The organism is Halomonas sp. TP35, assembly GCF_052375975.1.
GTDB lineage: Bacteria > Pseudomonadota > Gammaproteobacteria > Pseudomonadales > Halomonadaceae > Vreelandella > Vreelandella citrativorans.
Window position 1 is genome coordinate 12,521 of sequence record NZ_JBQSUZ010000021.1, and the last position, 26,649, is coordinate 39,169.

Below are 26,649 nucleotides of genomic sequence, written 5' to 3' on the forward strand. Positions count from 1 at the left end.
GCTAAAAATCAGCTACGCTGAACGGGGTGGTTAGTTGCTCTATGCGAGTGACCATTCAACCTTTTTTGATCATATCAGTATCCACTGATCAATCAGGTCTTTCGCTATCACTGATAAGGAGTTTTTCATGGATCGTAAAGCTAGCGCACGTTGGGAAGGTGGACTGAAGGATGGAAAAGGCACCGTTTCAACCGAAAGTGGCGCTCTCAGTGCTAATTACTCCTTCAAACAGCGTTTTGAAGACGAAAAGGGCACCAATCCGGAAGAGCTGATTGGCGCCGCGCATGCCAGCTGCTTTTCAATGGCGCTTTCCAAAGTTTTAGGCGAGGCTGGTTATACCGCTGATGCTATTGATACCACTGCCAGCGTTAAGCTTAAGCAGGATTCAGCAGGCTTTAGCATTTCTAACATTCATCTGGATGTCACCGCTGAAGTAAGTGGTGCCGATGAAGAGAGCTTCAAAGAGGCCGCTCAAAAGGCCAAGGAAAATTGTCCCGTATCAAAAGTGCTCAATGCTGAAATCAGCATGACGGCCCAGCTAAAAGGCTAGCACTTTATTGATTAGCGCTACGTTTAATAACGTAGCGCTTTTTTAATAGCCAAAATTTTATAATGGGTGGTAGGGCGAAATTATAAAACAATAAAACGCTAGTGCATGCCGTTTAGTGTGTAGGCTGATATAGCGGAAAGGTGAAGAGAGTGAGCTTTATAAGGTGTCTGAAAAGTAAAAATATTTGATGTTGTTGATTTTATACTAAGCGCTTGGTGTGCATGTTTGACTGCGTTATAGCGCTCAAATATACACTATATTTTAAACGCTAGATAAAATAAAAAGCCTTAGCAGAAGCTAAGGCTTTTAGAACTAGTGTACGAAGGTTGCTTTATGCGTCTACTTCGTCACGCTCAAATTCAGCGGCTTCTTCAAGCGCTTCTTTTGAAGCGTTAACGCGGACATCATATTTGTTACCTTCCGCATCCCAGATCAGTTCGAGTGAATCCCACTCGATGGCGACATCTTTTTCACCCATGCCAAGGAAGCCGCCAACACCGATGATCACAGCGGTCACTTGACCACTCTCATCAATAATCAGGTCGTGGATAGTGCCGATATTCTCGTCATCTTCGACGGTGCTTTTAACATGATGGCCCTTAAGGGAGTCTGAGTAGAAAACGTTTTCTGGCACACTGGTCAGATAGGTTGCTTCAACTTCAACGGTCGTTGATGTTGTTTCTTCGGCACTTACATTACCCGCTGCTAGCATGAAAGCAGGAACCATTAGTGTACCAATGACGGCTGATTTGATCATTTTCATTCCTCTTGCTCCTTGATAAGGCTCAGTATCTTACGTTGGTGTCTAAATCAAATAGTGGAAGTTAACGATTCAGAGCGATCCAGTTTATGAACCAGGCAGTGATGCTTGAACCGCTGCCTTTGCCTTTCCTTAAAATGCAGAATATACATTAGGTGTCAAAGGCTTGATGATCAGTTGCAAAGTATGCTTTAAGCGTTGTTTGCAATTAAAAAGCCTTGTTACGGTTGTGTGAAGCTCCGTATCTGACACAATATCAATGTAGTCGTTGTACTCTGTTTTTCAATAGTATTATTAATATATTTTTTAAATATCGGATTTTTAAGGACGGTTGGCAAGGCTTTACAATCAATGGAAAGTTCGTGGTGCTAGTTAACTGCGGCTGTGTCAGGGTGGCATGGAAGCCTGCCTCTTTTGAGAAGACTTCTCTGGGGTATGTATGCCGCTTTGATAGGGGTTAAGTAGCAGTTTTCGTACAAAGCCTAGCGGGCAGGGTCCAGTACACCGCCTAGCGAAGCATTACGCCTAAACCAGCCAGCAATGCTGGCGCGTGGTTGGTGGGTGGGAAGCACCTCGTGAGGAACGGTTTCTGACAAAAAGCAGGCAAACGTTCCGGCTTCCGGTACAACACGGGCAACTTCCTTGCTGGCATCATCAGGATGATAGATCACCATTTCGCCGCCGCCATCGCTTGGCCATTGAGGATTTAAATAGCCAACGGTAGAAATTACCCGGTTGGCGCGGCCGCGAAAGCTGTCCAAATGGCGCTGGTAAAAAGCGCCCGCCGGATAGTGGGCAAAATGCGCTTCATACTCAAAAAGGCCTAAAAACAGCGCCTGGTTAAGCGACTGCTGTAGCTCGCCCATTGCATCAAGATAGTGGCGTTGGGCTTCACTTTGACGGTCCAGCCAGTGGATGGCATCACCGCGAATATCCTTGCGCAAATGATGCTGCTGACCTCGGCCAATCCCGGCTTCTTCAAGCGCATCATGCTCGGCCATGTGCGAAAGCTCACGGTGTAAGGCGTGGCAAAGATCAAGATTGATCGCCGCGCGCCCCACATACCAGCCTTGCTCCACCAGCGCATCAACAATCGCTACTTGTACAGCGGGCGTTAACACGGGCGACGTGGTGAAGTTTGAAAGCATCATTTGCGTATACTCTTCGGCATCGCCGGGTGGCGGTCAGCGGGCAGTCGGCTGGTACGTTCGGGATAGTGCCGTAGTATACCTGGGGGTTGTTGATATAAGTCGATGGGCATGCCAAATCCTTCGGCTAACAACTCGACAAGCATCATCGCTGAAAGCCCCCAAATCACATGGCCATCCACGTGGTAGCTAGGCACGTAATGAGGCACGCCATCGACAGGAATGACATCTGTATGGGTACGTTGGTCCTCTAAAAAGTGGCTAAGTGGGACTTCAAAGATAGCGTCTAATTCACCGAGGTCTGCGACCAAAGGCAAATCCGGTGGAATAATGCCCACCCACGGAGTTACCCGCAGGCCATGCAGCGAAATCACATCTGAAAGTCGGCCTAGCGGCTCGACCACCGCTGGGTCAAGAGCGATCTCTTCCTGAGCTTCGCGCAGCGCTGTGGCATAAAGATCCGTATCTTCCGGCTCGCGTTTGCCCCCGGGAAACGCAACCTGACCGCTATGGGTAGCTAAGTGGTTTGCCCTGCGTGTAAACAGCAAGGTAGGCGATGCGCGATCAACCACAGGAATCAGCACAGCGGCTTCGCGCATCTGAAATTGGTCCAGCCTTTGAGGGTTGAGCTGTTGCAGCCGTTTGCGTAGATTCTCTAACATGGGGTATCCCGTCACTTTGTCCCTTTTTACCCAGCAGTGGTTATGTGCGTCAAGCATCGATAACGTGTGCCATTTAGCCGAAGGAATATGCCATGAATTTTTGCAGCCAGTGCGGCGATAACGTACGTTTCGCGGTCCCCGAAGGTGATGACCGGCCGCGCTACCTATGCGATGCCTGCGGTACTATTCACTACCAGAACCCGCGCATTGTCGCTGGAACGCTACCCGTCAGTGGCTCCAAAGTCTTGTTATGCAAACGTGCCATTTCACCTCGTAAAGGCTACTGGACATTGCCTGCCGGGTATATGGAAAACGCGGAAACGACGCAACAGGCTGCCGCCCGCGAAACCCGTGAGGAAGCGCATGCCGAGGTGCTCCTGGGCGACCTTTATACCCTGATTGACTTACCGCATATTAATCAGGTGTACATGATTTTTCGCGCAGAGCTTGTCGGTGGCTTTAGCGCTGGTGTTGAAAGCCTTGAGGTCGCCTTGTTTGATGAGCATGAAATCCCTTGGGATGAGATTGCCTTTCCAACCATTGAGCGAACGCTGCATCATTTCTACCGGGACCGGCTCCACCATCACTTTCCGCTACATACGGGCACGATCACATCTGAGGATCGTGAACGTTACTTTGGTAGCGCCTGATTGAGCAAGCGTTAAAGCTCGGCAAGCTGCCAAACATCATAAGCGACTTCTTCATAAGGGTGGGCAAGCTTAAGCGCAGCGATAGCCGCGTGTATGCAGGTGTCTTGGCAAACGAGCTCCACCTTAACCTCTTCAACGTGCTCGAGTGTTCCGACTGCGCCGATATGTGGGTCAGCACCCGAAAGCGGGCGAAACTGACCGGTGCCACTGGTTTGAAAGCAGCAGGCTTCATAGTTGCCGATTCGCCCGGCGCCCGTCTCGAAAACGGCTTCTTTAACGCTTTCGGCATCGTCAATGGGCACAAAAAACGCAAGCTTATACATGCCATACTCCTGTTAAAAACGTGTCTTTAAAAAAATGGCGCTTAAAACACAGCCTAGTGACATATTAGCGAACAGACGGCTTCTGGTCGCATGATTAGCTTTGTATGATGACGCTTTTGTGAATATGGTTATCGTCACGTTATCAATAAAGGCAGGACGCCAACCGATGGATAAATTTGAGGTGAAGTTGGACCAAGCGGCCAGAGCCGCCTGGATGTCGTATGTGGGCGGCCTAACGCAGGATGAAATCGCAAGCCAGTTGGGTGTTTCCCGGCCAGGCGTACAGCGTCTGTTGGCGTTTGCGCGCCAGGAAGGGTTGGTGAAGGTGCATATTGACCATCCTATTTCGAGCTGCATGACGCTAGGTCACACGCTGCGTGAACATTTTGGGCTGACCTTTTGCGATGTAGTGCCCGCTGAGACGGCATCTTCGGAAAATGCCACGCACTACCTGGGTGTTGCCGGGGCAGAGCGCATCGGCAAGTTGGTTGAGCGTAGCGAGCCGTTGACGCTATCACTGGGTAGTGGACGCTCTGTGCGGGCAGCGGTAGAAGCGCTTGATCGAACGGAGCGGCCCCAGCACCGGTTTGTGTCGCTGGTGGGGAATGTCGCCCGGGATGGCTCGGCCAACCGCTACGACGCGGTGATGTTATTGGCTGACAAAACCGGCGGCGAGCGGTTCTTACTGCCAGCGCCGGTGGTGGCCGAATCGATTGACGAGAAAAACGCAATGCTTTCCCAGCGCCTGTTTCAAGCTATCGCCAATGTGGCTCGGACGTCGGAAGCCGCGTTTATTGGGGTGGGGCGAATCGACCGCCAGGCGACGTTGTTCCAGGACCACTTTATTAGTGAGCGCGAGCTTGATGAGTTGTTGGGCTTGGAAGCCGTGGGGGAACTGCTCGGCTGGCCGTTAAATAGCCAAGGCGAAGTCATTGACTGCTCCATTACTCGGCGCGTGACAAGCTTGCCGCTTGAGCATTTTGGAAAGCATCTTATGGTCGCGATAGCCGGTGGCTACGATAAAGCGTTAGGCATTCATGCGGCGCTAAAAGGCGGCTGGTTAAAAGGATTAATCACCGACGAAGTGGCGGCACGGCGCATTGTTGAGCGGCTAACTTCCCGCCAAGCGTAGCGCGTTAAAAAGAGGCGTAACCATAAAGTCTAAGCCGTAGGGCTTTGATTTTTTTTGTCCTACGTACGATCATTTGTTCGAAACATGATCAAAATGATCAGGCGATAATAATGCCAACATTAGCCAAAGGAGAGTTATATGCGACTCGCGCGTCACTTGCCCGTCACCACCTTAGCAGCGGCCATTGCTGTGGCAGGCCATGCTCAGGCACAAACTGAAATCACGGTCGCCACCGTTAATAATAACGATATGGTGATCATGCAGAGCTTGACCGATGCGTTTGAAGAGACGCATCCCGATATCAAGCTGGACTGGGTCGTGCTGGAGGAGAACGTTCTTCGTCAGCGCATGACCACCGATATTGCCACGGGTGGTGGCCAGTTTGATGTTATGACGATTGGCGCTTATGAAGCACCTATCTGGGCGGAGCGCGAGTGGCTTGAGCCCTTGAATGACCTGCCTGATGAGTACGCCGTAGACGACTTGTTGACCTCCGTACGCGACGGGCTAAGCCTTGATGGCACGCCATACGCGCTGCCGTTTTATGCGGAAAGCTCGATGATGTACTACCGCAAAGACCTCTTCGAGGAGGCTGGGATTGAAATGTCCGAACAGCCGACCTGGAGCGAGGTACGTGACTGGGCCGAGCAGCTCCACGGCGCGCAGGAAGGGGTGGCGGGTATCTGCCTGCGTGGCAAACCCGGCTGGGGTGAAAATATGGCCTTCGTCTCGACGCTGGTAAACACTTATGGTGGCCGTTGGTTTGATGAAGAGTGGAATCCTGAACTCAATTCTGAACCCTGGGTGAATGCCATCGAGTTCTATGTGGACCTGCTAGGTAACTATGGCCCGCCCGGCGCCAGCTCCAACGGCTTTAATGAAAACCTGGCGCTATTCTCACGGGGAAACTGTGCGATGTGGGTGGATGCTACCTCCGCCGCGGGAACGCTTTATGATGGCGACGAGTCCAGCGTAGCCGACAACCTTGGTTTTGCCCCAGCGCCCGTGGCACAAACGCCAAAAGGCTCGCACTGGTTATGGACCTGGGCGCTGGCGATTCCTGCCTCCTCCGAGCATAAAGATGCTGCTAAGCAGTTTATCACTTGGGCGACATCACAAGAGTACATTGAGCTGGTTGGCGAAACCCAGGGTTGGACCAACGTACCGCCGGGCACTCGCGAATCCACCTACGCCAATGAGCATTACACGGAAGCGGCGCCTTTCGCTGATTTTGTGCTGAGCGCGATTCAAAATGCCGACCCGACCGATTCCACGCTAGAGCCGAACCCTTATACCGGCGTGCAAATTGTCAATATTCCTGAATTCCAAGCGATTGGCACCCAGGTAGGGCAGAGCATTGCTGCTGCGTTAACCGGTGACACCACGGTAGAACAAGCGCTAAACAGCGCCCAGCGCGCCACTGAGCGCACTATGCAGCGAGCGGGCTACAACGACTAATTAAGTAAAAGCGCCTACCCGTTACGCGGGTAGGCGTGTTGTAACGGTTTCTCGTTGGTTTTTTCGCGCAGGTATTCCCATGACTAAAACACGTGCTTCTGGCCGTACGGTTGGCGGGCTAAGAACGTTATCGCTTCAAGCCCCCGCTGTGACGCTGCTGTTGTTATGGATGATCATACCGTTAGGCATGACGATATGGTTCTCCTTCCAGTACTACAACCTGCTAATGCCAGGCATGAGTGGCTTTGCCGGGGTTGAAAACTACGAGTATTTGCTAACCGACCCCGCACTGTGGAAGGCAATGGGCAATACCTTGCTGCTGGTAGGCTGGGTATTGGCGATTACCGTAGTGGGCGGCACGCTGCTGGCCGTTCTTTTTCAACAAGACTTTGCTGGTCGCGGTATTGCCCGAGTGCTGGCAATTTCACCCTTTTTTGTAATGCCCACCGTGAGTGCGCTGGTGTGGAAAAACATGATGATGCACCCCTCCAACGGGGTGTTGGCATGGTTGGCAAACTCACTTGGTTTGCCTGCCGTAGACTGGTTTTCAGCGCTCCCGTTAACGTCCATCGTGATTATTGTGGCGTGGCAGTGGCTACCCTTTGCGCTGTTGATTCTGCTCACCGCCATGCAGTCCTTGGATGAAGACCAGGTGGAAGCCGCACGGATGGATGGTGCCGGGCCTATCGCGATCTTCTTCTTTATAACGCTCCCTCACCTTAAGCGAGCCATCAGCGTGGTGATCATGATTGAAATGATCTTCCTGCTGACCATTTTTGCCGAAATTTTTGTGACCACCTCGGGCGGGCCTGGGCTTGCGACCACCAATTTGGCCTATCTGATCTACATGCGGGCGCTGCTTGATTTTGATGTGGGTGTTGCCTCTGCTGGCGGGGTCATCGCGATTATTCTTGCCAACATCGTGGCGATTTTCCTGGTGCGGATGGTTGCGAAAAACCTTGAAGATTAGCGCTTTGGGCACTTGGAGAATATAAATGTCATTATTACGTTCTACTACGCCAGCGCAAAACGTGTCGGGGGTGGGTACCGCCCGCGGGTCAGCCGGCATGAAAACGCTCGTGATTACGCTGGTGGGCTGGTCGGTAGCGCTGGTGATTTTCTTCCCGATTTTATGGATGATACTCACCGGGTTTAAAACCGAATCGGCCGCAATTGCCGACCCAAGCTTTATCTTTACGCCCACGCTTGAAAGCTATGAAGCCGTACAGGCGCGCTCAGGCTACGCGCGCTTTGCGCTCAACAGTGTTGCCGTCGCATTTGGCTCGACGTTTCTGGCGCTGTTAATTGCTATTCCTTCGGCCTATGCCATGGCCTTTCTGCCCACTAAACGCACCAAGGGCACGTTGCTCTGGATGCTCTCTACCAAGATGCTGCCGCCTGTTGGCGTGTTGGTGCCGATCTATCTTATTTTCCGCGATGTAGGGCTGCTGGATACCCGCACGGGGCTGATCATTATTTACACGCTAATGAACCTGCCTATTGTGGTGTGGATGCTTTACACCTTCTTTAAGGACATGCCCAAGGACATCCTTGAAGCCGGGCGAATGGACGGTGCCTCGACGCTACAAGAAGTGTTCTTCTTGCTCTTGCCGCTGACTCTGCCAGGCATTGCCTCTACCGGTTTGCTCTCGGTTATCTTGAGCTGGAACGAAGCGTTCTGGAGCCTCAATCTCACCTCTTCCAAGGCAGCACCGTTAACCGCTTATATCGCCTCGTTTTCAAGTCCTGAAGGGCTGTTCTGGGCCAAGCTCTCGGCGGCTTCTACCATGGCCATCGCCCCTATTCTCATTCTTGGCTGGATGACCCAAAAACAAATGGTGCGTGGCCTGACCTTTGGCGCCGTCAAGTAAAGGAGTTTTGCATGGCAACCTTACAACTTAACAATATTACCAAGCACTTTGGCGACACCGCGGTCATCAAAGGGATCGACCTTGAAGTTAACGACCGTGAGTTTGTGGTGTTTGTGGGGCCTTCCGGTTGCGGCAAATCAACGCTGATGCGCATTATCGCGGGGCTTGAAAGCGCCACCGATGGCGACATCGTGATTGATGGACAGCGAATGAACGATGTGGGGCCTGCCGACCGTGGCCTGGCGATGGTGTTTCAAAGCTATGCCCTGTACCCGCACATGACGGTAGAAGGCAATATGGGCTTTAGCATGCGCCTGGCCGGTGTGCCCAAAGAGGAGCGCCGCGCCAAGGTGCTGGAAACCGCTAAAATACTTCAGCTTGAGCGGCTGCTTGACCGCAAGCCCAAGGCGCTTTCCGGCGGTCAGCGCCAGCGCGTGGCGATTGGTCGAGCTATCGTGCGCAACCCGAGTATTTTCCTGTTTGATGAGCCGCTTTCCAACCTGGATGCCGCGCTGCGCGTACAGATGCGTATTGAGCTTGCCCGCCTGCACGAAAAACTCAACGCCACCATGATTTACGTGACCCACGACCAGATTGAAGCCATGACCATGGCCGATAAAATTGTCGTGCTGCATGACGGCGTGGTTGAGCAGGTCGGTTCACCCATGGCGCTCTACCATCACCCGGCAAACCGCTTTGTGGCCGGATTTATTGGCTCTCCAAAAATGAATTTCTTTGATGTTGAATTAATCAGTACCTCGCCGGAAGGTGTTCAGGTTCGCTTGCCTGGTGGTGGCGAGTGCACGGTGCCCGTCAACGCCCAGGCGCTTGAAAACGTGTCCTCTGAAAGCACGCCTGTCGAAAGCCAGCCAGCTCTGGAACTGGGCATTCGCCCTGAGCACCTGGTGCTTGATGAGGCGGGTGCGCTCAGTGGCCAAATTGAAGTGCTTGAGCGCTTGGGTGGGCAAACCTCGCTGTATGTACGTATGGGTGACCTGTTGGTAACGCTGATGACGGATGGGGATGTGGCCTATCGCGTTCACGAGACCATACGCTTTGGCTTCGCCCCTGAGCGAGCACACTTGTTTGCGGCCGATGGCTGCGCGTTGCCCAGTCTCGCTCAGCATCCGCTGGCCGGGCTTACGCGACACGATAACCGCACATCAGGTGACGCTGAGGCGCTGGCATGAAGGCGGTTATATTTGATTGCGATGGCGTGTTGGTCGATAGCGAAGCACTGGCGGAAGGTGTGCTGGAGGAGTATCTCGGTAGGTGGCTACCCGATTTGAACATTGCCGAGCGGCTTGGCCAGGCGTTGGGAATGACCACCGGCGATATTCTTAAGCATCTGGAGCAGCACAGCGTGTATACGCTACCTGATAACGCCACTGAGCAGGTGGACTCGACTATTGAGGCGCGCTTGGCGCGTGAGCTTACCCCTGTCGCGGGCGCGCACGATGCCGTGCTGGCAATTCCCTTGGCCAAGGCGGTGGTATCCAACAGCCGCCGTCAGCGGGTTGTAGCGTCACTTGCATGCACCCAGCTGGCCGATGCCTTTGGCAAGGACACGCCTATTTTTACGGCGGACCAGGTAGCCAACCCTAAGCCAGACCCCGCGCTTTACCTGCTGGCTGCCACGCAGCTGGGCTATCTCCCCGGTAATTGCCTGGTCATCGAAGACAGCGTGGCGGGTGTCACCGCCGCCCACGCTGCCGGTATGTGTGTCATTGGTTTTGTAGGTGCCAGCCACGTGGATGCCGAACAGCCAGCACGGCTTTTAGACGCAGGCGCATGGCGTATTTTGGAGCACATGCAGGGGCTGAACGCGCTGGTGAATGAGTGGCAAGTACGCATTGCTAGCTAAGCAGGCGGCTGTTAGCACTCAACAACACTCGAATAAGACGGGGCGATAATGAAACTGACCGATAAAGTGGCGGTGATTACCGGGGGCGCACGGGGCATTGGCTTGGCAATTGCGAAACGCTATTTGGAAGAGGGGGCCAAGGTGGTGGTGGCGGATATTGATGCCGTGGCCATTGAGGAAGCCCTTGCCGTGCTGCACCAGGAGGCCCATGGGCAGGAGACGTTAGGGGTCGTGCTTAATGTCTGTCAGCGTACCTCTATTGATGCCATGGTGGAAAAGGTCGTGGCGCATTTTGGCGGTATCGATATTTTGGTCAATAACGCCGCAGTTTTTGATTTGGCACCGGTGCTTGAAGTGACCGAGGAAAGTTTTGATAAGCAGTTTGCGGTTAATACCAAGGGGCTTTTCTTTACGCTACAGGCGGTTGCTCAATGGATGGTTGAGCAGGGGCGGGGCGGCAAAATTATCAATATGGCCTCCCAGGCGGGTCGACGCGGCGAGGCATTGGTGAGCGTTTACTGCGCCAGCAAAGCCGCCGTGATTAGCCTGACTCAATCCTCTGGCCTGGACTTGATCAAACACGCGATCAACGTTAACGGCATTGCCCCAGGTGTCGTCGATACCCCGATGTGGGAAGCGGTGGATGCGCTGTTTGCCCGCTATGAAAACCGCCCCTTGGGCGAGAAAAAGCGCCTGGTTGGTGAAGCCGTACCCTTTGGCCGCATGGGCTTGCCGGAGGATCACACCGGTGCCGCGGTCTTTTTGGCCAGTGCCGACAGCGATTACGTCGTTGCTCAGACGCTCAATGTGGATGGTGGTAACTGGATGAGCTGAGGTGGTTATGACACCGGAACTTGATAGTCTTGCCCGCCAAATTATTCGTTCAGCCGAAGGCGCTTCACGCTATCTGGTTGCGCTGGCAGGACCGCCGGGCGCAGGTAAATCCTATCGTAGCGCTCTGCTTTGCGAGGCCATTAATCAGCTGCTTCCAGGCCAAGCGGGGCTCGTGCCTATGGACGGCTACCATTTCGACAACGCCATGCTGGGCAAGCAGCAACTGCCGATAAAAGGCGCGCCTCATACCTTCGATGTGGACGGGTTGCGCAGCGCCCTTGAACGTATTCGCCAAGCGCAGCATCCGGTCGCGGTGCCCGTCTTTGATCGGCCATTGGATTTAGCGCGCGCGGGAGGGCGGCTCATCACCCTTGAGCAGCGCATTGTGATTGTCGAGGGCAACTACTTGCTGCTCGACCGCTCCCCCTGGCGTGAGTTACGCCCGCTGTTTGACTGGACGCTGTTTCTGGACGTCGACGATGAGATATTGGTGGACCGGCTAATCCAGCGCTGGCTGGAAATGGGCCAGGACCACGCGGGGGCGCTGGAGCGCACCCACTGCAAGGATATGCTCAACGCGCAGCTCGTCAAACGCTGCTCTTTACCTCCTGATCAACGCTGGCACTAATGCCAATGCGCTGCTTCACCCTCTTTTAACCGTTTTCAAATCTACCCATCGCGCCAAGCAGGTTTTGGCTGGAGAGTACCCATGACCCGACTTAATAATCACAACCTGGGCAATCTAAACGGCGATGTCGCCACACCATGCTATGACCGTGCGAAGCTAACTCCAGGCATTGTGCATGTCGGCGTGGGCGGCTTTCATCGGGCTCATCAGGCCATGTACCTTGATGAGCTGATGCAGCAAGGGCTGGCGCTTGATTGGGGCATTGTGGGCGTTGGCGTTATGCAGGGTGATAAACGCATGCAGCAGGCGCTAGCCGCGCAGGATTACCTTTATACCCTGGTGGTTAAGCATCCTGACGGCCAGTACGCGCCTCGGGTTATCGGCAGCATGGTTAATTACCTGTTTGCCCCGGAGGACGTGGAGGCGGTCATTGAGCAGATGGCCGACCCGGACATTCGGATTGTGTCACTCACCGTGACGGAAGGAGGCTATAACTTCCATCCGGTGACGGGCGAATTTAATCTGGAAAATCCCCAAATGCGTGAGGATCTTGCGCACCCTGAAAAGCCCACCACCAGTTTTGGCCTGATTGTCGAGGCGCTGGTACGCCGCCGTGAGCGCGGCATTGCTCCGTTTACCGTAATGTCGTGTGACAACATTCAGGGCAATGGCGACGTGGCCAGGCGCATGTTCACCGCCTATGCCCGTGCCCGCGATAACCAGCTGGGCGAGTGGCTTGCGTCAGAGGTTGCGTTTCCCAACGCCATGGTAGACCGCATCACTCCCGTTACCGCACAGGCGGATATTGACGAACTGTCCCAGCGCTTTGGGGTAGAAGACGCTTGGCCGGTCGTATGTGAGCCGTTTACGCAGTGGGTGCTGGAAGATCACTTCCCGCTGGGCCGTCCGCCGTTTGAGCAGGTCGGCGTGCAGGTGGTTGAGGATGTCGAGCCCTATGAATTAATGAAACTGCGGCTTTTAAATGCCAGTCACCAGGCGCTCACCTACTTTGGCTATTTAGCGGGTTATCGCTATGCCCACGAGGTTTGCCAGGACCCCTTGTTTGTGGATTTTCTACTCGGCTATATGCGTGAAGAGGGCTCGCCAACGTTGGCGCCTGTGCCCGGTGTAGACCTGGAAGCTTACCGCTTAACGCTGATTGAACGGTTTGCCAACCCCGAAATTAAGGATACGCTAGCACGGCTGTGTGCCGAAAGTTCAGACCGTATCCCCAAGTGGCTGGTGCCGGTGATTCATCATCAGCTTGCTCACGGAGGCGAGATCGCGCGCAGCGCAGCGGTAGTGGCCAGCTGGGCACGCTACGCTGAAGGGGTTGATGAGCAGGGCGAGCCTATCGAGATTGTAGATCGCTTAAAGGAAACACTGACCGCAATTGCTGCTGAGAACCGTACCCGCCCCAGTGCGTTTATCGACAATCGTGAGCTGTTCGGCAGCCTGGTCGACCATCCGCGCTTTTATGAGGCTTATGTCCAAACACTTAATTCGCTGCATAAGCACGGCGCACGGGCTACGCTTGAGGCGCTTGTGGCATCCAAAGGAACGCTGTGATGTATATTGGTGTGGATTGCGGTACCCAGAGTACCAAGGTCGTAGTGGTTGATGTGGAGCGCGGCGTTATCCTGGGCGAGGCAAGCCGCCCGCATCGGCTGGATGAAGGGGAAAACGGCCGCCGTGAGCAGGCGCCTTCTGAATGGTTGGCGGCTTTAAAAGGTGCCTTTTTCAGTGCCCTGGAGCGCGCTGGGGTCAATGCCTCACAGATTCGCGGTATCGGTGTTTCAGGTCAGCAGCATGGCATGGTGGCATTGGATGCCGATGGCGTGCCGGTTTACCCTGCCAAACTGTGGTGCGATACCGAAACCAGCGCCCAAAACAGTGATCTTGTCGCCCGCTTGGGCGGTGAAGCAGGGTGCCTGGAAAAGTTGGGGCTGGTGCTACAGACCGGCTATACCGCCTCTAAAATCGCTTGGCTGCGCGAGCATCAGCCGGATGCCTACCGGCGCATCGATAACCTGTTATTACCTCACGATTACCTGAATTTTTGGCTGACAGGCGAGCGTGTGACCGAAGCGGGCGACGCATCGGGCACCGGTTATTTTGATACCCGCACGCGGCGCTGGCAGCTGGAGGTATTTGCTGAAATAGCCCCTGAGCTTGACCCGCAGCGCGTACTGCCACACTTGTTGGAGGCTCATGAACCGGCAGGGATTGTGCGCCCACTGATTGCCCGCGAGTTGGGGCTTGGCGATAACGTGGTGGTATCTTCAGGCGGTGGCGACAACATGCTAGGGGCAATTGGTACCGGCAATATTACCCCTGGTCTGATAACCCTTAGTTTGGGCACCTCCGGCACCGTTTGCGCTTATTCGCCTGAGCCTATTCTCTGCGATAACGCCATGGTGGCTAATTTCTGCTCAAGTACCGGCGGGTGGTTGCCGCTTATCTGCACCATGAACGTGACATCGGCCACCACGCGGATACGTGAACTGTTTGGTTTGGATTTAACAACGTTTAGCGACCTGGTGGCCAGCGCACCGGTAGGTGCTGAGGGCGTTACCGTGCTGCCGTTTTTCAACGGCGAGCGCGTACCCATGCTGCCGGATGCATCGGCTGATTTTTTGGGCTTGAACAGTATCAATACCCACCAGGCAAACCTGTGCCGTGCGGTGGTTGAAGGGGCCACATTGGGTTTGCGCTATGGGCTTGAGCTACTGGGCGATTTAACCGCAGGTGCCAGCCAAATCCGGCTGATCGGCGGCGGTGCCAATAGCCCGGTATGGCGGCAGATGGTGGCCGATATTACGGGTACGGAAGTGATATGCCCTGAGATTACCGATGCCGCTGCGCTAGGTGCGGCCATTCAAGCTGCATGGTGTGATCAACGTGCACAGGGCGTAACGCTTGAAGCGTTATGTAACCGCCTCGTACATCTTGATGCGCAATCACTTGCTGAGCCGAACCTTGCACGCGTTGAAGCGTATCAAGAGGTCTATGCGCGCTATACACAAGCGCTAAAGCAGCGTCATCAAAATGTATAACGACCTATAACGTTTTTAAAAAAATCGACGTACGCAGGGGTTAGCAGGCACACTGGGAGAATACTACCCAGCGGAGATGGCGATGGATGCTACCCTGCGAAGGCTACTCGACGCCCAGACGATACGGCCTACCGGTCAGTTACAGCCGCTTGGCGGTGGAGATAGTGCGGCGGTATATGCACTTGAAACCTCCCAGGGGCAGAGCGTGACTGCCAGAGGCGCCCGCAAGCCTTTTGCATGGCGACTTATGGTCGGGCAACGTATTGATAACTACCCGTGGCCCTGCCTTGATCGACCCTGCCGTTTATCGTCATTATTCCGATGTGGATATTGCCATGCTGACGCTGTTTGGTTCGCCGGGTAGTGGCTTTTTTGATGCCTACTGGGAGGGTAACGCCCCGCCTGACTGGTCAAGGCGTGAGGCGCTGTTTCAACTGTGCCCGCTGCTTAATCATTTACTGCTTTTTGGAGCGACCTACCGCACTGATATTGAGCAACGCGTAGCCATACTTGAAACATACGCTCAATAAGCTGAAAGCGAAGTGGCAGTAATAGATGTAGCAAAAGAAGTAGTAATACAGGGATTACCCACTAAAGTACAAACAAGAAAGTATAAACAAAGGGGTAGCACGATAGCGTGAAGAATAGCAGTGAAGCAGTGCCTGAAAATCCTGATGTCATGCTTTGGTCCAGGCTAACCGGATGCGGCTTGACAAGCTCGTTATTCATACAATTTTCTAGACTTCAAGTCTAGCATACATACATGAATGTAACTATAATGCCATCTTTCATAAATAGTTTACTAATAGTACCCCCATCATTGACACCTAGAGGCACCTACATGCGACTGGCACACTGGGCAGTCAATGCCCCTTTACGACCCCTATTACTGGCCGTTTTCACTGCGTCTATTGCGCTGCCTGCTCAGGCGGCAGACCTGATAACGGTCACGCGTGAAGCGCTGAGCAATAACGCCACGCTAAATTCAGCTCGTGCTCAGTACTCTGGGGTCGAAGCCGGTCGGGATGTTGCGAGAGGCGCGCTGTTGCCGCAGGTGAATGCATCAGGCAACGTGGCGCACCATGAACAATTTGAAAGTCAGTCAACGCGCACCATACCGGGCGCAGGTGGGGGTGCAGGTGTTGGAGGGGGAGATGATCGCTATAACAGCGTATCGCTGACCCTGGAAGCCACTCAAATGCTGTTTGATGAAGTGGCGCGCCAGCAATTCAATCAGGCTGATCGCGAAATCGACCAGCAGTTCTACCTGTTGGCTGCGACCGAACAACAGCTGCTTTTTGATGTTGTTAACGCCTATTTCGATATCCTTCGTGCGCATGATGTACTGACCACCCGACAGGCCCAAGAGCGTGCTATTGAACGCCAGTTGGAGCAGGCCAGTGAGCAGTTTGAAGTGGGTTTGATTGCCATTACCGACGTCGAAGAAGCACGCTCAAGCTATGATCAGTCGCGTGCTAATCGGCTTGCCGCTGAGAGTAACCTACAGGTGGCTTTTGAGGTGCTTGAGCAGTTAACCGGTCAGCGTTACCCGAACATCAACGCGCTAGGCGATGCGATGCCGGTGGTGAAGCCTTCAAGCAATCGTGACTACTGGGTTGAACAAGCGATTGAGCTTAATCCTCAAGTCCTTGCTCAGCAGGCGGGCATTGAAATTTCACGCGTGGGCGTTGATATTGCCCGTGCCGGCCGCCTGCCCACGTTCCAAGCATTCGCCAACTATCAGCATGCCGATAATGATCGCGATGCGGTTAGCGGTTATGACGCCTCCGGTCAGGTCGGGATATCGGCCAATCTGCCTATTTATACCGGTGGCAGTACCAGTGCGAGTATCCGCCAAGGCACTTACCAGTTGGAAAGTACGCAGTACGAGTTTGAGTCTCAGCGCCGTACCACGATTCAGCAAGTGCGCTCGCTCTACACCCAAGTCAGCAATAACGTTGAAACGGTAGAAGCGCGTCAGCAAACTATCGTATCGGCGCGAAGTGCGTTGGAAGCCACGCAGGTAGGGTATGAAGTCGGCACACGTAATATCGTCGATGTGCTGAATGCCGAGCAGAATTATTACGACGCCATTGCTGATTATGCTGAGTCACGTTACGACTATGTCGTTAACTTCCTTGGGTTGCGCCAGCAGGCAGGGTTGTTGGATGTACCGGCGATCGAAGAAGTGAATGCCTGGCTAACGGATGATCAGGTGACCTTTGCAATACCTGATACCGATGGTGGCAGCTATGAGCGTGCCATGAATATTGGTGCGCCGCCTACGCCGGATAGGTAATCACAACGAATAGCCGTTGCTTTTAAAAGATAGCTTTTAACTCATGGCTTTACGGGTAAGTCGCCTGCACTTGAATAAAGCGTCATTTGTAATCAAGGCAGCCGCCAGCGCCGTCAATCAACGTTTTGAAAAGATCAAGGGAACCCACGCATGAGAAAAATGATTCACTCACGCCGAGCGAGTCTAGTAACGCTGATTGCCGCGCTAGTGTTGACGGCCTGTGGCCAGGACCAATCGCAAGAGCAGCAGGCCGAGCAGCAAGAGGCTCCGCCTCATAAGGTGGAAGTGGCGGAAGCGGTACGTCAGGATATTCCGTTAAATAAATCGTACCCTTCGTTACTGCGTAGCGATAGTGAAGTGACGCTGGTGGCACGTGTTAACGGTTATCTTGAAGAGCGTCACTTCCAGCCTGGCCAAATGGTGGAAGAGGGTGATTCGCTGTATACCATTGAGCCTGACCTTTACCAGTCAACGGTTAACCAGCGTGAAGCTGACCTGCAAAGTGCCCGTGCCGAATTATCCCGCGCCCAGCGCGATGCGCAACGCTTTGAACAGTTGCTCAGCCAAAACTCTGTAAGCCGTCAGCAATATGACCAGGCGCAGGCAGACCAACGTGTGGCACAAGCCAACGTTGCCCAAGCCGAGGCTGCACTACGCAGTGCTAACCTGGACCTTGGCTATTCAAATGTAACGGCCCCTGTGTCGGGCATGATCAGCTTGAGCCAGATTAACGTTGGCAACCTGGTTACCTCAGGAACAGAGCTTGCCACTATCACCCCGTTGGACCCGCTTGAAGTGCGTTTTCAACTGCCTCAGCGTGATGCCTTTGAGCTACGCCGCCAGTTACGTGAAGAGGGCGATACGTCCATTACCGCGCTGTTAAGCGTGCCCGGCGTAAGCGGTGCCAGCGGGTCTGAACTTGAAGGCCAGCTCGACTTCCTGGGCTCCCGCGTGGATTCCGGTACCAGTACCGTTCAGGCGTCTGCCAGCTTTGCTAATCCGGATGGCGCTATTCTGCCCGGCCAATTTGTGCGAGTACGTCTTGATGGTCTGCGCCGTTTTAACGTGATGGCAGTACCTGAAATTGCGGTCACTCAAGGCTTAATGGGCCCTCGCGTGTTTGTCCTGGATGAAAATGACCAGGCGCGCGAGCGCACGGTGCAGTTAGGCGATGTCGCTGGCCCTTGGCAGATCATTGCTAATGGTCTTGAAGAGGGTGACCGTGTGATCGTGGGCGACCCGGCGGGCATTGAGCCTGGAATGGCTATTGATCCACTGCCGTTTGATGGCGACGCCGATGAAGTAGTTGAGCGTGTTGAAGAGGCTGAAGCTCAGGAGCAACAAGAGCAAGCCGCTGCCGCTTCCCAAATGACAGAAGGTGCTGGTGATGTGCCTGCAGGGGAAGAGGAAGAGGGTACTCAATAATGAATTTCTCCAACTTCTTTATCAGCCGGCCGATTTTCGCCACGGTACTTGCGATTATCCTCACGCTGATAGGTGCCATGGCCATGCGGATACTGCCCATTGAGCAGTATCCAAGTGTGGTGCCGCCCACCGTATCCGTACAGGCTCAATTCCCAGGCGCTGACGCTGAGACGGTCGCCCAGACGGTCGCTGCACCGCTGGCTGAGGCGATTAACGGCGTAGAGAACATGCTTTACATGACCTCTAACAGCGCTGATAACGGCATTATGAGCTTGAGTGTGGCGTTTGATATCGGCACTGATGGTGATATCAACACTATTAACGTGAATAACCGTGTTCAGGGGGCGCTTTCTCAGCTGCCCGAGCAGGTTCAGGCTCAGGGCGTTAACGTTTCACTGCGCTCTGACTCGATCCTTATGTTGATCGCCCTAACGTCCCCGAACGGCGATTACAACAACGTGTATATGCAGAACTACGCCACGCTTAATATCCTCGATGACCTACGCCAGGTGCCTGGCGTAGGTAATGCCGAGGTGCTGGGGGGTGGTGAGTTTGCCATGCGTATCTGGATGGACCCTGACAAGCTGGCGCAATACGACCTCACGCCGAGTGAGGTAGCTAATGCTATCCGTTCACAAAATACCGAAATCCCTGCCGGTAATTTAGCCGCCACGCCGCAAGGTAGCCCGCGCGCTTATACGTATACCATCACTGCCGGTGGCCGTTTATCAGATACGGATGATTTCCGTAATATCTATTTGCGCACTAACCCTGATGGCTCATCGCTACGCCTGGAAGATGTGGCACGCATTGAGCTCGGTGCTTCATTTTACGGCATTGACGCGCAGCTAAATGGTTCAACGATGACGCCCATCATCATCAACCAGCAGCCGGGCGCCAATGCGCTGGCCACTGCAAATGCGGTGCGCGAAACCATGGCAAACCTTGCCAGCCGCTTCCCGCCAGGGCTTGAGTATGTCACGCCGTATGACACCACGCAGTTTATCGATGCGTCGGTAGAAACGGTATTGCATACCTTTATTGAAGCCTTTCTGATCGTTATCGTGATCCTGTTTATCTTCCTGCAGAACTGGCGCTTTACCGTGATTGCCATGTCGGTGGTGCCGGTGTCGGTGATTGGTACCTTTGCAGGCTTTTACCTGTTTGATTTTTCTATCAACCTGCTAACGCTATTCGCCCTGGTGCTTTCAATCGGGATAGTGGTGGATGATGCGATACTGGTAGTGGAGAACGTTGAGCGTGTATTAGGCGAAGATGACGAGGTTACCGTTAGAGAAGCAACGGTTCGTGCCATGCGCGAGGTTGGCGGGCCGGTTATTGCCACCTCACTGATCATGGCCGCTGTTTTCGTGCCTGTTGCGTTTATGGGCGGCTTTACTGGGCAGATCTATCAGCAGTTCGCGATTACTGTCGCGATCTCGGTAGCGCTGTCAGCGCTAATGGCGTTAACGTTTACACCGGCGCTTTCCGCCATCTTCATCAAGCATAACTTGCACCATTCACGCCAGTCAGCATTCAAGCGGGCGATTACTACGCCTCTGCGTCTATTTGATCGCTTGTTTGCAGGTATCACCGCAGTTTATATGTGGTTTGTGGTGCGCCTGGTACGCTTTTGGGTGCTCGCCTTGGCGCTGACGATCGCGACCGGTGCCGGCTCCTACTGGTTGTACGCCAATACGCCCTCAACATTGGTGCCGGAAACCGACCAGGGCATCGTGCTGGTCAGCGTGTCGCTACCCGATGCCGCCTCGCTTGACCGCACCGAGAACTACATGGCAAAGCTTAGCTCCGCTATTGAGGATATTCCCGGGGTGCAATACTCCTCGGCGATAGCGGGCTACGATATTCTTGCAGGCTCGGTCAATACGGCGCGCGGGATTATCTTTGTCAATATGGTGCCCTGGGGAGACCGTGATCTAACGGCAGCGAGCCTGGTGGGGCAAATTATGCAGCTGGGGGCCAGTATTGATGGCGGTACTGCCATGGCCTTTAACGTACCGCCGATTATGGGGCTTTCTACCACCGGTGGGTTCACCGGCTATCTGCAGTCGTTTGACGGCGCCTCACCTCGCGAGCTTTACGAAGCCTCACTACAGATTATGGGCGCGGCGAATCAGCATCCAGCGTTAAATCAGGTCTTTACCACCTTTAACGTGAACGTGCCTTCCTATCGAGCTGAAATTGACCAGCAGAAAGCGCTTAGCTATGGCGTGGCACTGGAGAATATCAACTCGGCGTTATCCAACACCTTTGGTAATGGCTTTGTGAACTTCTTTAGTTACCAAAACCGTAACTTCCAGGTGTATCTACAAAACGAGGATCAATTCCGTAAAACGCCTGACGACTTAAATAGTGTCTTCGTGCGGGGTGGCAATGGCGAGCGTATCCCGCTCTCCGAGTTCGTAACGCTGGAGCGCCAGGTAGGCCCATCGGTCGTATCACGCTTTGGCGTGTACACCGGCGCCCAGTTCCAGGGCGGCGCGGCGCCTGGCTATAGCTCTACCCAAGCCATTGAAGCCATGAATGAAGTCGTCATGGATACGCTCGGGCCTAACTGGGGCATGGGCTGGACCGGTACGGCTTACCAGGAAGCAAACATGGGTAATACAGCGATGCTTGCCATTGTGTTTGGTATCTTGATGGTCTTCCTGATCCTGGCGGCCCAGTATGAAAGCTGGTCGTTGCCCCTGGCGGTACTTACCGCAACGCCGTTTGCCTTCTTGGGCGGGATTGGGGGCATCGCGTTGCGAGGCCTGGATACCAGTGTGTATGTGCAAATCGGTATGTTGGTGGTCGTAGGGCTTGCGGCGAAGAACGCGATCTTGATCGTGGAATTTGCCGAGTTGCAGCGTAAAGAGCAGGGCAAAACGATTCGCGAAGCAGCGATTACTGCCGCTGAGTTACGTTTCCGTCCTATCGTCATGACATCGCTTGCGTTTATTTTCGGTACCTTGCCACTGGCCTTGGCGACCGGCGCCAGTGATGTAAGTAGCCACCATATCGGGACAACCGTTGCGGTGGGCATGGCCTCTGTGGCCGTTCTGGGAAGCGTGTTTATTCCCAGCTTCTACGCCATGATCGCCACTGTGTCCGACTGGCTCTATCGTAAACGCCATCCGGACCGTGATAACCAGAAACCGGCACTGGAGCACGACCAGCCGTAACCGCGTTTCACCACTAATGAGCGGGCACTACCGAAAGGGAGTGCCCGTTTTTTTATGGCGTGATGAGCCGCATCAAGGTAGTTAAGAGAAAAAAAGAATAATTTGGGCTATGCTAAAAGAGACCACACGTTTTTAGCCTGGATCAATAATATAATCCCAGGCGGAAACAGCACCGGACGAAATGTCTGGAGGAGGACACGCCATGCAACCTGTTATTTCTGCTGCGCTACAGTTTCCAACCATTGTGTTTACGTTTCTACTGGGACTGTTAGCGCTTTATTGGATGTTGGTGCTGCTTCGAATAGCCCCTCTTGAGTTATTTGAGCGCGACAGCCTGCGCGATGATCACATGGCCAGTACGCTGGTGTCGTTAGGGTTTGCAGGTGTGCCGGCAACGCTTGCGCTGACGTTTCTTGTCGTGATTGCGGGGAGTTTTGCATTAGCGGTAGAGCTTTTAGTGCTGCGTTGGCTATCGCTGGGGATGTTGCGCGTGCCGGTAGGCGTACTGATCCTGTGGGTATCCTTTGCTGTTGCTTCACCCATTGCCGCCGCCTTATGCCATAGCTTGCACCGGGGCTTGCATCGCTATCAGCCCTTTACGCGGCGCTGCCTGTTGGGTTCGGCGGTCATCGTGTCCGGGCGTCAGGGCGATGGATTTGCCATGGCAGTGATTGAAAACGAGCCTAATAGCCATGTCAGGCTGCACTGTAAAGAAGGGGATTGCCCACAAGAAGGTGAGCGTCGCGTTTTGGTGAAATACCTCGCTGGTGAGAGCGCTTATCGCAGCGTAATGGAGCAGACCTATCTGGATACTCGGGTACGTTTAAATAAGCTGCGTCTTCGCTATCACCACCAGGATGAAGGCTACTCAACCTAACGTTATTAGCGATTAACGTTCACTACTCGCACCAGCGCCGCCACTGTCTTGTTAGCCATTGTCTTGTTAGTCATTGCCTTATGGATGACGTGTCAGTGGCGGTGTGGCTTTATCCATCGGTGTTGAATGCTTGCCACTAATCACCACAATGGTGGGGTATCCCAGTAGAGGCAGGTTGCTGCATTGCAGCGGATGGCATGGATTCGGGGTTGTACGAAAAGTTGCTGAGCGAAGGCCAGACAAGGCAAAAATCAGCGAAAAAACGGACCGAGCTCGCGCACGAGTTTACATGTGTAAATGAGTATTTTGATCGGACTCGCGCACGAGCTGATTTTTAACGCCGTATGGTCGAGCGTAAGCAGTTTTTGTGCAAAGCCTAGCGTTGCATAATGCGTATCAATGTATCAATCAGTTCGCCGCCGCGTTGGTGTATGGAGAACGCATCCGGTGTGCGTAGCCAGTCGTGGAAAAGGCCTCCCAGTGCCGACTGCAACATGCGCGTCGCGACCTCTGGTGTCACATCTTCACGCAGCAGCTGCTGATGCTCCGCTTCTTTGAACACAATCAGCATTTCTGAATAACACTCTTCACCAATATCATCCTGCATGGCAAGTGGGTTGATATCGCTAAAAAACTCGCAGCGGTGAAGCAAAATGGAAAGAATCCGCTGGTGAGAAGGTTGCTCAAGACGCGCCAGACCTGCATGGCAGGCAAGCCGGATGGCTTCCATCGGAGAGATGGTTTCATCGGCCTTGCTGACAGCTTCCATTAGCGACTGGAACGGCATGTGTACGCGCTCCACCAGTGCCATAAACAGGTCGCCCTTGTTTTTAAAGTGCCAGTAGACCGCGCCACGGGTTAATCCCGCATGGCGTGCAACCTGCTCAAGAGACGTGCGTGCAACACCCTTTGCAAAAAATACCTCTTCGGCCGCATCCAGCAATGCTTCTCGGGTAGCAGCGGCTTCCGCTTTGGTCTTTCTCGCCATGGAAACGCAACCTCATTAATGACACAAGATGAACATATTTTATCCGATATGGTGTAATTTTTACATTCAAAACTGTATGGATAGATGATTAAACGCATGGCTTGTGTTATCAAAACCTCATGTCTCGAAACCGCAGGGGCTCACTGCGTGCGGTAGGCGCATCGCCAGGCCCTCATTAACGTCATTTGCTTAGTGGTTAATCACGCTAAAAAAAGGAGACTCAGGATGGCGCGAGCACCTTTTCAACTTGCCGGGCACACCATACCGCCTGGCCAGCGTTCGCAAATTGATGTGCCGGTGGCGCGTCTTTACACCCATACACCACTGCATATTACGGTCGAAGTGGTACACGGGCGAAAAGAGGGGCCCGTTATATTGGTGTGTGGCGGAATCCACGGGGATGAGATTAATGGCGTTGAAATTGTACGTCGCCTATTGCGTTCAAAGGCTATCAAAAGCCTAAGAGGCACCTTGATTGCCGTGCCGGTGGTTAACGTTTTCGGCTTCTTGCAGCAAACGCGTTACCTGCCTGACCGTCGCGATCTTAACCGCTGTTTTCCGGGCAGTGAGAACGGCTCCCTCGGGGGGCGAATCGCGGCGCTATTTCGCGAACAGATTGTCGATCAGGCAACGCATATTATTGACCTTCACACCGGCGCAATTCATCGCACGAACCTTCCCCAGATACGCGCTCAGTTAAGCCCAGGCAGTGAAACCGAGCGCATGGCCAATGCCTTCGGCGCGCCGGTGATTCTGAATGCAGAGCTGCGCGAAGGTAGTCTGCGTCACTATGCGCAAACGCGTGGAATCCCTGTGCTGACCTATGAGGCGGGGGAAGCGCTGCGCTTTGATGAGTGGGCCATTGCCCCGGGTGTACGCGGCATACTGCGCGTAATGCGTCGATTGGATATGCTCACCGGCGAACAGCGCCGCCGCTCGCTCGCGCCTGCCGAGCTTGCTAATGGGTCCAGTTGGGCGCGTGCACCTATCGACGGGATATTAAGACCCAAGGTGCGCTTGGGCGCGCGAGTCGCCAAGGGGGAGGTGCTCGGTATAGTGGCCGACCCATTTGGCAATCAAGAAGGTGAGGTCAAGTCGATGGCCGATGGCATTGTGATTGGCATGAGTCGCCTGCCGTTAGCCAATGAAGGCGAAGCGCTTTATCACATTGCTCGTTTTGATGAGATAGAAGAGGCCGAAACGGCGATTGAGAGTTTTCAATCAAGCCTGACACCGCCCCCTGACGCACTCTATTAAATATCTGATAAGCGCGATAAAAAAAGGTTATTAGCGCAATAGCCAAGGAGTACATGAGATCGCTGGCGGGAAGCAGCTCCTTTGACTATACCTGTGAGGGGGGCAGTTATCCTAAATTAAAAATAATAAGTAAAAACGTATTATTTGTTTTTATAAAGCGGTGCCTTGAGCACCGCGCCAGCCGTGACATGGAGGAAAAGCGATGACGAGCGATAAACCCAGACATACGACGACAGGGGCTGGCATTCCGGTATCCAGCGACGAACACTCTCTTTCGGTAGGTCCGGATGGCCCGATTGTACTGCACGATCATTTTCTGATGGAGCAAATGGCGGCTTTCAACCGAGAGATGATCCCCGACCGTCAACCGCATGCCAAGGGCAGTGGCGCTTTTGGCCACTTTGAAGTCACCCATGATGTCAGTAAGTACACTAAAGCGAAGTTTCTGAAAAAAGGCACAAAAACCGACGTGCTCATTCGCTTCTCAACGGTCGCGGGGGAAGGCGGCAGCCCGGATACTTGGCGTGATCCACGCGGGTTTGCGGTGAAGTTCTATACGGAAGAGGGCAACTTCGACATGGTGGGTAACAATACCCCCGTGTTCTTTGTCCGTGATCCGATGAAATTCCAGCACTTTATCCATTCGCAAAAGCGCCGCGCCGATAACGGCCTGCGTGATCACGATATGCAGTGGGATTTCTGGACGCTGGTGCCGGAATCTGCCCACCAAGTGGCTTGGTTAATGGGTGACCGTGGCGTGCCCGCTACGTGGCGGCACATGAACGGTTACTCCAGCCACACCTATATGTGGGTGAATGACGAGGGTGAACGGTTCTGGGTGAAGTACCATTTCAAAACCGACCAAGGCATCAAGTGCATGACCCAGGAACAGGCCGACCAGATGGCCGGTAGCGATGCGGATTACCACCGCCGTGACCTGTTTGAAGCTATCAAACGCGGCGAGTATCCCACCTGGACACTGCAGATGCAGATTATGCCCTTCGAGGATGCCAAAACGTATCGCTACAACCCTTTTGATCTCACCAAGGTGTGGCCCCACGGCGACTATCCGCTGATGGAAGTGGGCAAGCTAACCCTTAATGAAAACCCCACCGACTTTCATAGCCAAATCAATCAGGCCGCCTTCGAGCCTAACAACATGGTGCCCGGTACCGGCCTTTCACCCGACAAGATGCTGTTGGCGCGCTCTATCTCCTATGCCGATGCGCACCGGGCTCGCTTGGGTGTGAACTACAAGCATATCCCGGTGAATACGCCCAAGTGCCCGGTCAATAGCTATACCCAAGGCGGGGCGATGCGGATGCACCATGCAACGGACCCCGTGTATGCGCCGAACAGTAAAGGCGGCCCCAAAGCCGATGGCGAGCGTTTCCCGGAAGATGCCGTATGGGCGACTAGCGGCGAGTTTGTGCGTACCGCCTATACGTTACGCAAAGACGATGACGACTGGAGCCAGCCGCATACATTGGTACGTGAGGTAATGGATGACGCCGCGCGTGACCGGCTGGTATCCAACGTGGTGGGGCACTTGTCGGGTGGTGTAACCGAGCCAGTGCTGGAGCGCGCCTTCGAGTACTGGCGCAATATTGACCAGGAAGTCGGTGAGCGTATCGAAAAAGGCGTGCGCGGCAACTAAGCCCACGAGCGTGGATTAATCGCCG

The 26,649-nt window shown here is 54.0% G+C and carries 23 protein-coding genes and 1 pseudogene; 19 read left to right on the forward strand and 5 right to left on the reverse strand.

The annotated features are described in order from the left end of the window. The first annotated feature begins 127 nt into the window (after window positions 1–127). On the forward strand, window positions 128–550 hold the full coding sequence (locus ACT3RU_RS16720; protein ID WP_192528438.1) for an OsmC family protein: 423 nt from the start codon (window positions 128–130) through the stop codon (window positions 548–550). Between the two features lie 331 nt (window positions 551–881). Here ACT3RU_RS16720 and ACT3RU_RS16725 read toward each other — a convergent pair whose 3' ends face one another. From ACT3RU_RS16725 to ACT3RU_RS16735, 3 genes are all read right to left on the reverse strand, one after another. Then, a complete protein-coding gene (locus tag ACT3RU_RS16725) occupies window positions 882–1,313 on the reverse strand; it encodes a PRC-barrel domain-containing protein (RefSeq protein WP_087111734.1) in 432 nt (143 codons plus the stop codon). A 479-nt stretch (window positions 1,314–1,792) separates the two neighbouring features. Then, complete coding sequence (locus ACT3RU_RS16730; protein WP_192528439.1) at window positions 1,793–2,461, reverse strand: 2OG-Fe(II) oxygenase; 669 nt, start codon at window positions 2,459–2,461, stop codon at window positions 1,793–1,795. Further along, window positions 2,458–3,120, reverse strand: a complete 663-nt coding sequence (locus tag ACT3RU_RS16735) for a CoA pyrophosphatase (RefSeq protein ID WP_192528440.1) — start codon at window positions 3,118–3,120, stop codon at window positions 2,458–2,460. The genes ACT3RU_RS16730 and ACT3RU_RS16735 overlap by 4 nt, the downstream gene beginning before the upstream one ends. 92 nt (window positions 3,121–3,212) lie before the next feature. On the opposite strand from ACT3RU_RS16735, the gene ACT3RU_RS16740 reads away from it, so the two are divergent. Beyond that, window positions 3,213–3,770: an NUDIX hydrolase gene (locus tag ACT3RU_RS16740; RefSeq protein ID WP_192528441.1), complete on the forward strand. Its 558-nt coding sequence runs from the start codon at window positions 3,213–3,215 to the stop codon at window positions 3,768–3,770. Window positions 3,771–3,781: 11 nt separating this feature from the next. Here ACT3RU_RS16740 and ACT3RU_RS16745 read toward each other — a convergent pair whose 3' ends face one another. Continuing rightward, a complete protein-coding gene (locus ACT3RU_RS16745) occupies window positions 3,782–4,093 on the reverse strand; it encodes a YqfO family protein (protein ID WP_192528442.1) in 312 nt (103 codons plus the stop codon). Between the two features lie 166 nt (window positions 4,094–4,259). Here ACT3RU_RS16745 and ACT3RU_RS16750 point away from each other — a divergent pair, with 166 nt between their 5' ends. From ACT3RU_RS16750 to ACT3RU_RS16820, 15 genes and pseudogenes are all read left to right on the forward strand, one after another. After that, window positions 4,260–5,225, forward strand: coding sequence for a sugar-binding transcriptional regulator (locus tag ACT3RU_RS16750; protein WP_192528443.1), 966 nt, complete (start codon window positions 4,260–4,262; stop codon window positions 5,223–5,225). Window positions 5,226–5,363: 138 nt separating this feature from the next. After that, window positions 5,364–6,683 (forward strand): ABC transporter substrate-binding protein, encoded by a 1,320-nt coding sequence (locus tag ACT3RU_RS16755; protein WP_192528444.1) that lies wholly within the window; start codon window positions 5,364–5,366, stop codon window positions 6,681–6,683. 79 nt (window positions 6,684–6,762) lie between these two features. After that, window positions 6,763–7,653 carry a carbohydrate ABC transporter permease gene (locus ACT3RU_RS16760; protein ID WP_018918706.1) on the forward strand — a complete coding sequence of 297 codons (891 nt, stop codon included), beginning with the start codon at window positions 6,763–6,765 and terminating at the stop codon, window positions 7,651–7,653. 25 nt (window positions 7,654–7,678) lie between these two features. Continuing rightward, a complete protein-coding gene (locus ACT3RU_RS16765) occupies window positions 7,679–8,554 on the forward strand; it encodes a carbohydrate ABC transporter permease (protein WP_192528445.1) in 876 nt (291 codons plus the stop codon). A gap of 11 nt (window positions 8,555–8,565) precedes the next feature. Next, a complete protein-coding gene (locus ACT3RU_RS16770) occupies window positions 8,566–9,744 on the forward strand; it encodes an ABC transporter ATP-binding protein (RefSeq protein ID WP_192528446.1) in 1,179 nt (392 codons plus the stop codon). Continuing rightward, window positions 9,741–10,418: an HAD family hydrolase gene (locus ACT3RU_RS16775; protein ID WP_087111751.1), complete on the forward strand. Its 678-nt coding sequence runs from the start codon at window positions 9,741–9,743 to the stop codon at window positions 10,416–10,418. The genes ACT3RU_RS16770 and ACT3RU_RS16775 overlap by 4 nt, the downstream gene beginning before the upstream one ends. A gap of 48 nt (window positions 10,419–10,466) precedes the next feature. Further along, window positions 10,467–11,252, forward strand: coding sequence for an L-iditol 2-dehydrogenase (locus ACT3RU_RS16780; RefSeq protein WP_192528447.1), 786 nt, complete (start codon window positions 10,467–10,469; stop codon window positions 11,250–11,252). Window positions 11,253–11,259: 7 nt separating this feature from the next. Further along, window positions 11,260–11,880, forward strand: a complete 621-nt coding sequence (locus tag ACT3RU_RS16785) for a nucleoside/nucleotide kinase family protein (protein ID WP_192528448.1) — start codon at window positions 11,260–11,262, stop codon at window positions 11,878–11,880. A gap of 81 nt (window positions 11,881–11,961) precedes the next feature. Further along, window positions 11,962–13,449: a mannitol dehydrogenase family protein gene (locus tag ACT3RU_RS16790; protein WP_192528449.1), complete on the forward strand. Its 1,488-nt coding sequence runs from the start codon at window positions 11,962–11,964 to the stop codon at window positions 13,447–13,449. Next, window positions 13,449–14,936 carry a xylulokinase gene (gene xylB, locus ACT3RU_RS16795; RefSeq protein ID WP_192528450.1) on the forward strand — a complete coding sequence of 496 codons (1,488 nt, stop codon included), beginning with the start codon at window positions 13,449–13,451 and terminating at the stop codon, window positions 14,934–14,936. Before ACT3RU_RS16790 ends, xylB begins: the two co-directional genes overlap by 1 nt. Before the next feature lie 209 nt (window positions 14,937–15,145). Then, window positions 15,146–15,466 (forward strand): annotated as a pseudogene (locus ACT3RU_RS16800) (fructosamine kinase family protein); the annotation flags it as partial. A 311-nt stretch (window positions 15,467–15,777) separates the two neighbouring features. Then, a complete protein-coding gene (locus tag ACT3RU_RS16805) occupies window positions 15,778–17,235 on the forward strand; it encodes a TolC family outer membrane protein (protein WP_192528451.1) in 1,458 nt (485 codons plus the stop codon). A gap of 150 nt (window positions 17,236–17,385) precedes the next feature. Then, on the forward strand, window positions 17,386–18,660 hold the full coding sequence (locus tag ACT3RU_RS16810; RefSeq protein WP_192528452.1) for an efflux RND transporter periplasmic adaptor subunit: 1,275 nt from the start codon (window positions 17,386–17,388) through the stop codon (window positions 18,658–18,660). After that, window positions 18,660–21,845 (forward strand): efflux RND transporter permease subunit, encoded by a 3,186-nt coding sequence (locus ACT3RU_RS16815; protein ID WP_192528453.1) that lies wholly within the window; start codon window positions 18,660–18,662, stop codon window positions 21,843–21,845. The genes ACT3RU_RS16810 and ACT3RU_RS16815 overlap by 1 nt, the downstream gene beginning before the upstream one ends. A gap of 202 nt (window positions 21,846–22,047) precedes the next feature. Next, on the forward strand, window positions 22,048–22,722 hold the full coding sequence (locus tag ACT3RU_RS16820) for a hypothetical protein (RefSeq protein ID WP_192528454.1): 675 nt from the start codon (window positions 22,048–22,050) through the stop codon (window positions 22,720–22,722). 376 nt (window positions 22,723–23,098) lie between these two features. On the opposite strand, the gene ACT3RU_RS16825 is transcribed toward ACT3RU_RS16820, so the two are convergent. After that, window positions 23,099–23,710, reverse strand: a complete 612-nt coding sequence (locus tag ACT3RU_RS16825) for a TetR family transcriptional regulator (protein WP_441679396.1) — start codon at window positions 23,708–23,710, stop codon at window positions 23,099–23,101. Window positions 23,711–23,935: 225 nt separating this feature from the next. Between ACT3RU_RS16825 and ACT3RU_RS16830 the strand changes: the two genes are divergently transcribed. Next, window positions 23,936–24,967, forward strand: a complete 1,032-nt coding sequence (locus ACT3RU_RS16830) for a succinylglutamate desuccinylase/aspartoacylase family protein (RefSeq protein ID WP_192528456.1) — start codon at window positions 23,936–23,938, stop codon at window positions 24,965–24,967. A 202-nt stretch (window positions 24,968–25,169) separates the two neighbouring features. Next, window positions 25,170–26,624: a catalase gene (locus ACT3RU_RS16835; protein ID WP_192528457.1), complete on the forward strand. Its 1,455-nt coding sequence runs from the start codon at window positions 25,170–25,172 to the stop codon at window positions 26,622–26,624. Window positions 26,625–26,649 lie beyond the last annotated feature (25 nt).

Bases quoted from the DNA above. Each gene is read 5' to 3' on its own strand.
- ACT3RU_RS16720 (WP_192528438.1), top strand. From the start codon at position 128: ATGGATCGTAAAGCTAGCGCACGTTGGGAAGGTGGACTGAAGGATGGA.
- ACT3RU_RS16725 (WP_087111734.1), bottom strand. From the start codon at position 1,313: ATGAAAATGATCAAATCAGCCGTCATTGGTACACTAATGGTTCCTGCT.
- ACT3RU_RS16730 (WP_192528439.1), bottom strand. From the start codon at position 2,461: ATGATGCTTTCAAACTTCACCACGTCGCCCGTGTTAACGCCCGCTGTA.
- ACT3RU_RS16735 (WP_192528440.1), bottom strand. From the start codon at position 3,120: ATGTTAGAGAATCTACGCAAACGGCTGCAACAGCTCAACCCTCAAAGG.
- ACT3RU_RS16740 (WP_192528441.1), top strand. From the start codon at position 3,213: ATGAATTTTTGCAGCCAGTGCGGCGATAACGTACGTTTCGCGGTCCCC.
- ACT3RU_RS16745 (WP_192528442.1), bottom strand. From the start codon at position 4,093: ATGTATAAGCTTGCGTTTTTTGTGCCCATTGACGATGCCGAAAGCGTT.
- ACT3RU_RS16750 (WP_192528443.1), top strand. From the start codon at position 4,260: ATGGATAAATTTGAGGTGAAGTTGGACCAAGCGGCCAGAGCCGCCTGG.
- ACT3RU_RS16755 (WP_192528444.1), top strand. From the start codon at position 5,364: ATGCGACTCGCGCGTCACTTGCCCGTCACCACCTTAGCAGCGGCCATT.
- ACT3RU_RS16760 (WP_018918706.1), top strand. From the start codon at position 6,763: ATGACTAAAACACGTGCTTCTGGCCGTACGGTTGGCGGGCTAAGAACG.
- ACT3RU_RS16765 (WP_192528445.1), top strand. From the start codon at position 7,679: ATGTCATTATTACGTTCTACTACGCCAGCGCAAAACGTGTCGGGGGTG.
- ACT3RU_RS16770 (WP_192528446.1), top strand. From the start codon at position 8,566: ATGGCAACCTTACAACTTAACAATATTACCAAGCACTTTGGCGACACC.
- ACT3RU_RS16775 (WP_087111751.1), top strand. From the start codon at position 9,741: ATGAAGGCGGTTATATTTGATTGCGATGGCGTGTTGGTCGATAGCGAA.
- ACT3RU_RS16780 (WP_192528447.1), top strand. From the start codon at position 10,467: ATGAAACTGACCGATAAAGTGGCGGTGATTACCGGGGGCGCACGGGGC.
- ACT3RU_RS16785 (WP_192528448.1), top strand. From the start codon at position 11,260: ATGACACCGGAACTTGATAGTCTTGCCCGCCAAATTATTCGTTCAGCC.
- ACT3RU_RS16790 (WP_192528449.1), top strand. From the start codon at position 11,962: ATGACCCGACTTAATAATCACAACCTGGGCAATCTAAACGGCGATGTC.
- xylB (WP_192528450.1), top strand. From the start codon at position 13,449: ATGTATATTGGTGTGGATTGCGGTACCCAGAGTACCAAGGTCGTAGTG.
- ACT3RU_RS16805 (WP_192528451.1), top strand. From the start codon at position 15,778: ATGCGACTGGCACACTGGGCAGTCAATGCCCCTTTACGACCCCTATTA.
- ACT3RU_RS16810 (WP_192528452.1), top strand. From the start codon at position 17,386: ATGAGAAAAATGATTCACTCACGCCGAGCGAGTCTAGTAACGCTGATT.
- ACT3RU_RS16815 (WP_192528453.1), top strand. From the start codon at position 18,660: ATGAATTTCTCCAACTTCTTTATCAGCCGGCCGATTTTCGCCACGGTA.
- ACT3RU_RS16820 (WP_192528454.1), top strand. From the start codon at position 22,048: ATGCAACCTGTTATTTCTGCTGCGCTACAGTTTCCAACCATTGTGTTT.
- ACT3RU_RS16825 (WP_441679396.1), bottom strand. From the start codon at position 23,710: ATGGCGAGAAAGACCAAAGCGGAAGCCGCTGCTACCCGAGAAGCATTG.
- ACT3RU_RS16830 (WP_192528456.1), top strand. From the start codon at position 23,936: ATGGCGCGAGCACCTTTTCAACTTGCCGGGCACACCATACCGCCTGGC.
- ACT3RU_RS16835 (WP_192528457.1), top strand. From the start codon at position 25,170: ATGACGAGCGATAAACCCAGACATACGACGACAGGGGCTGGCATTCCG.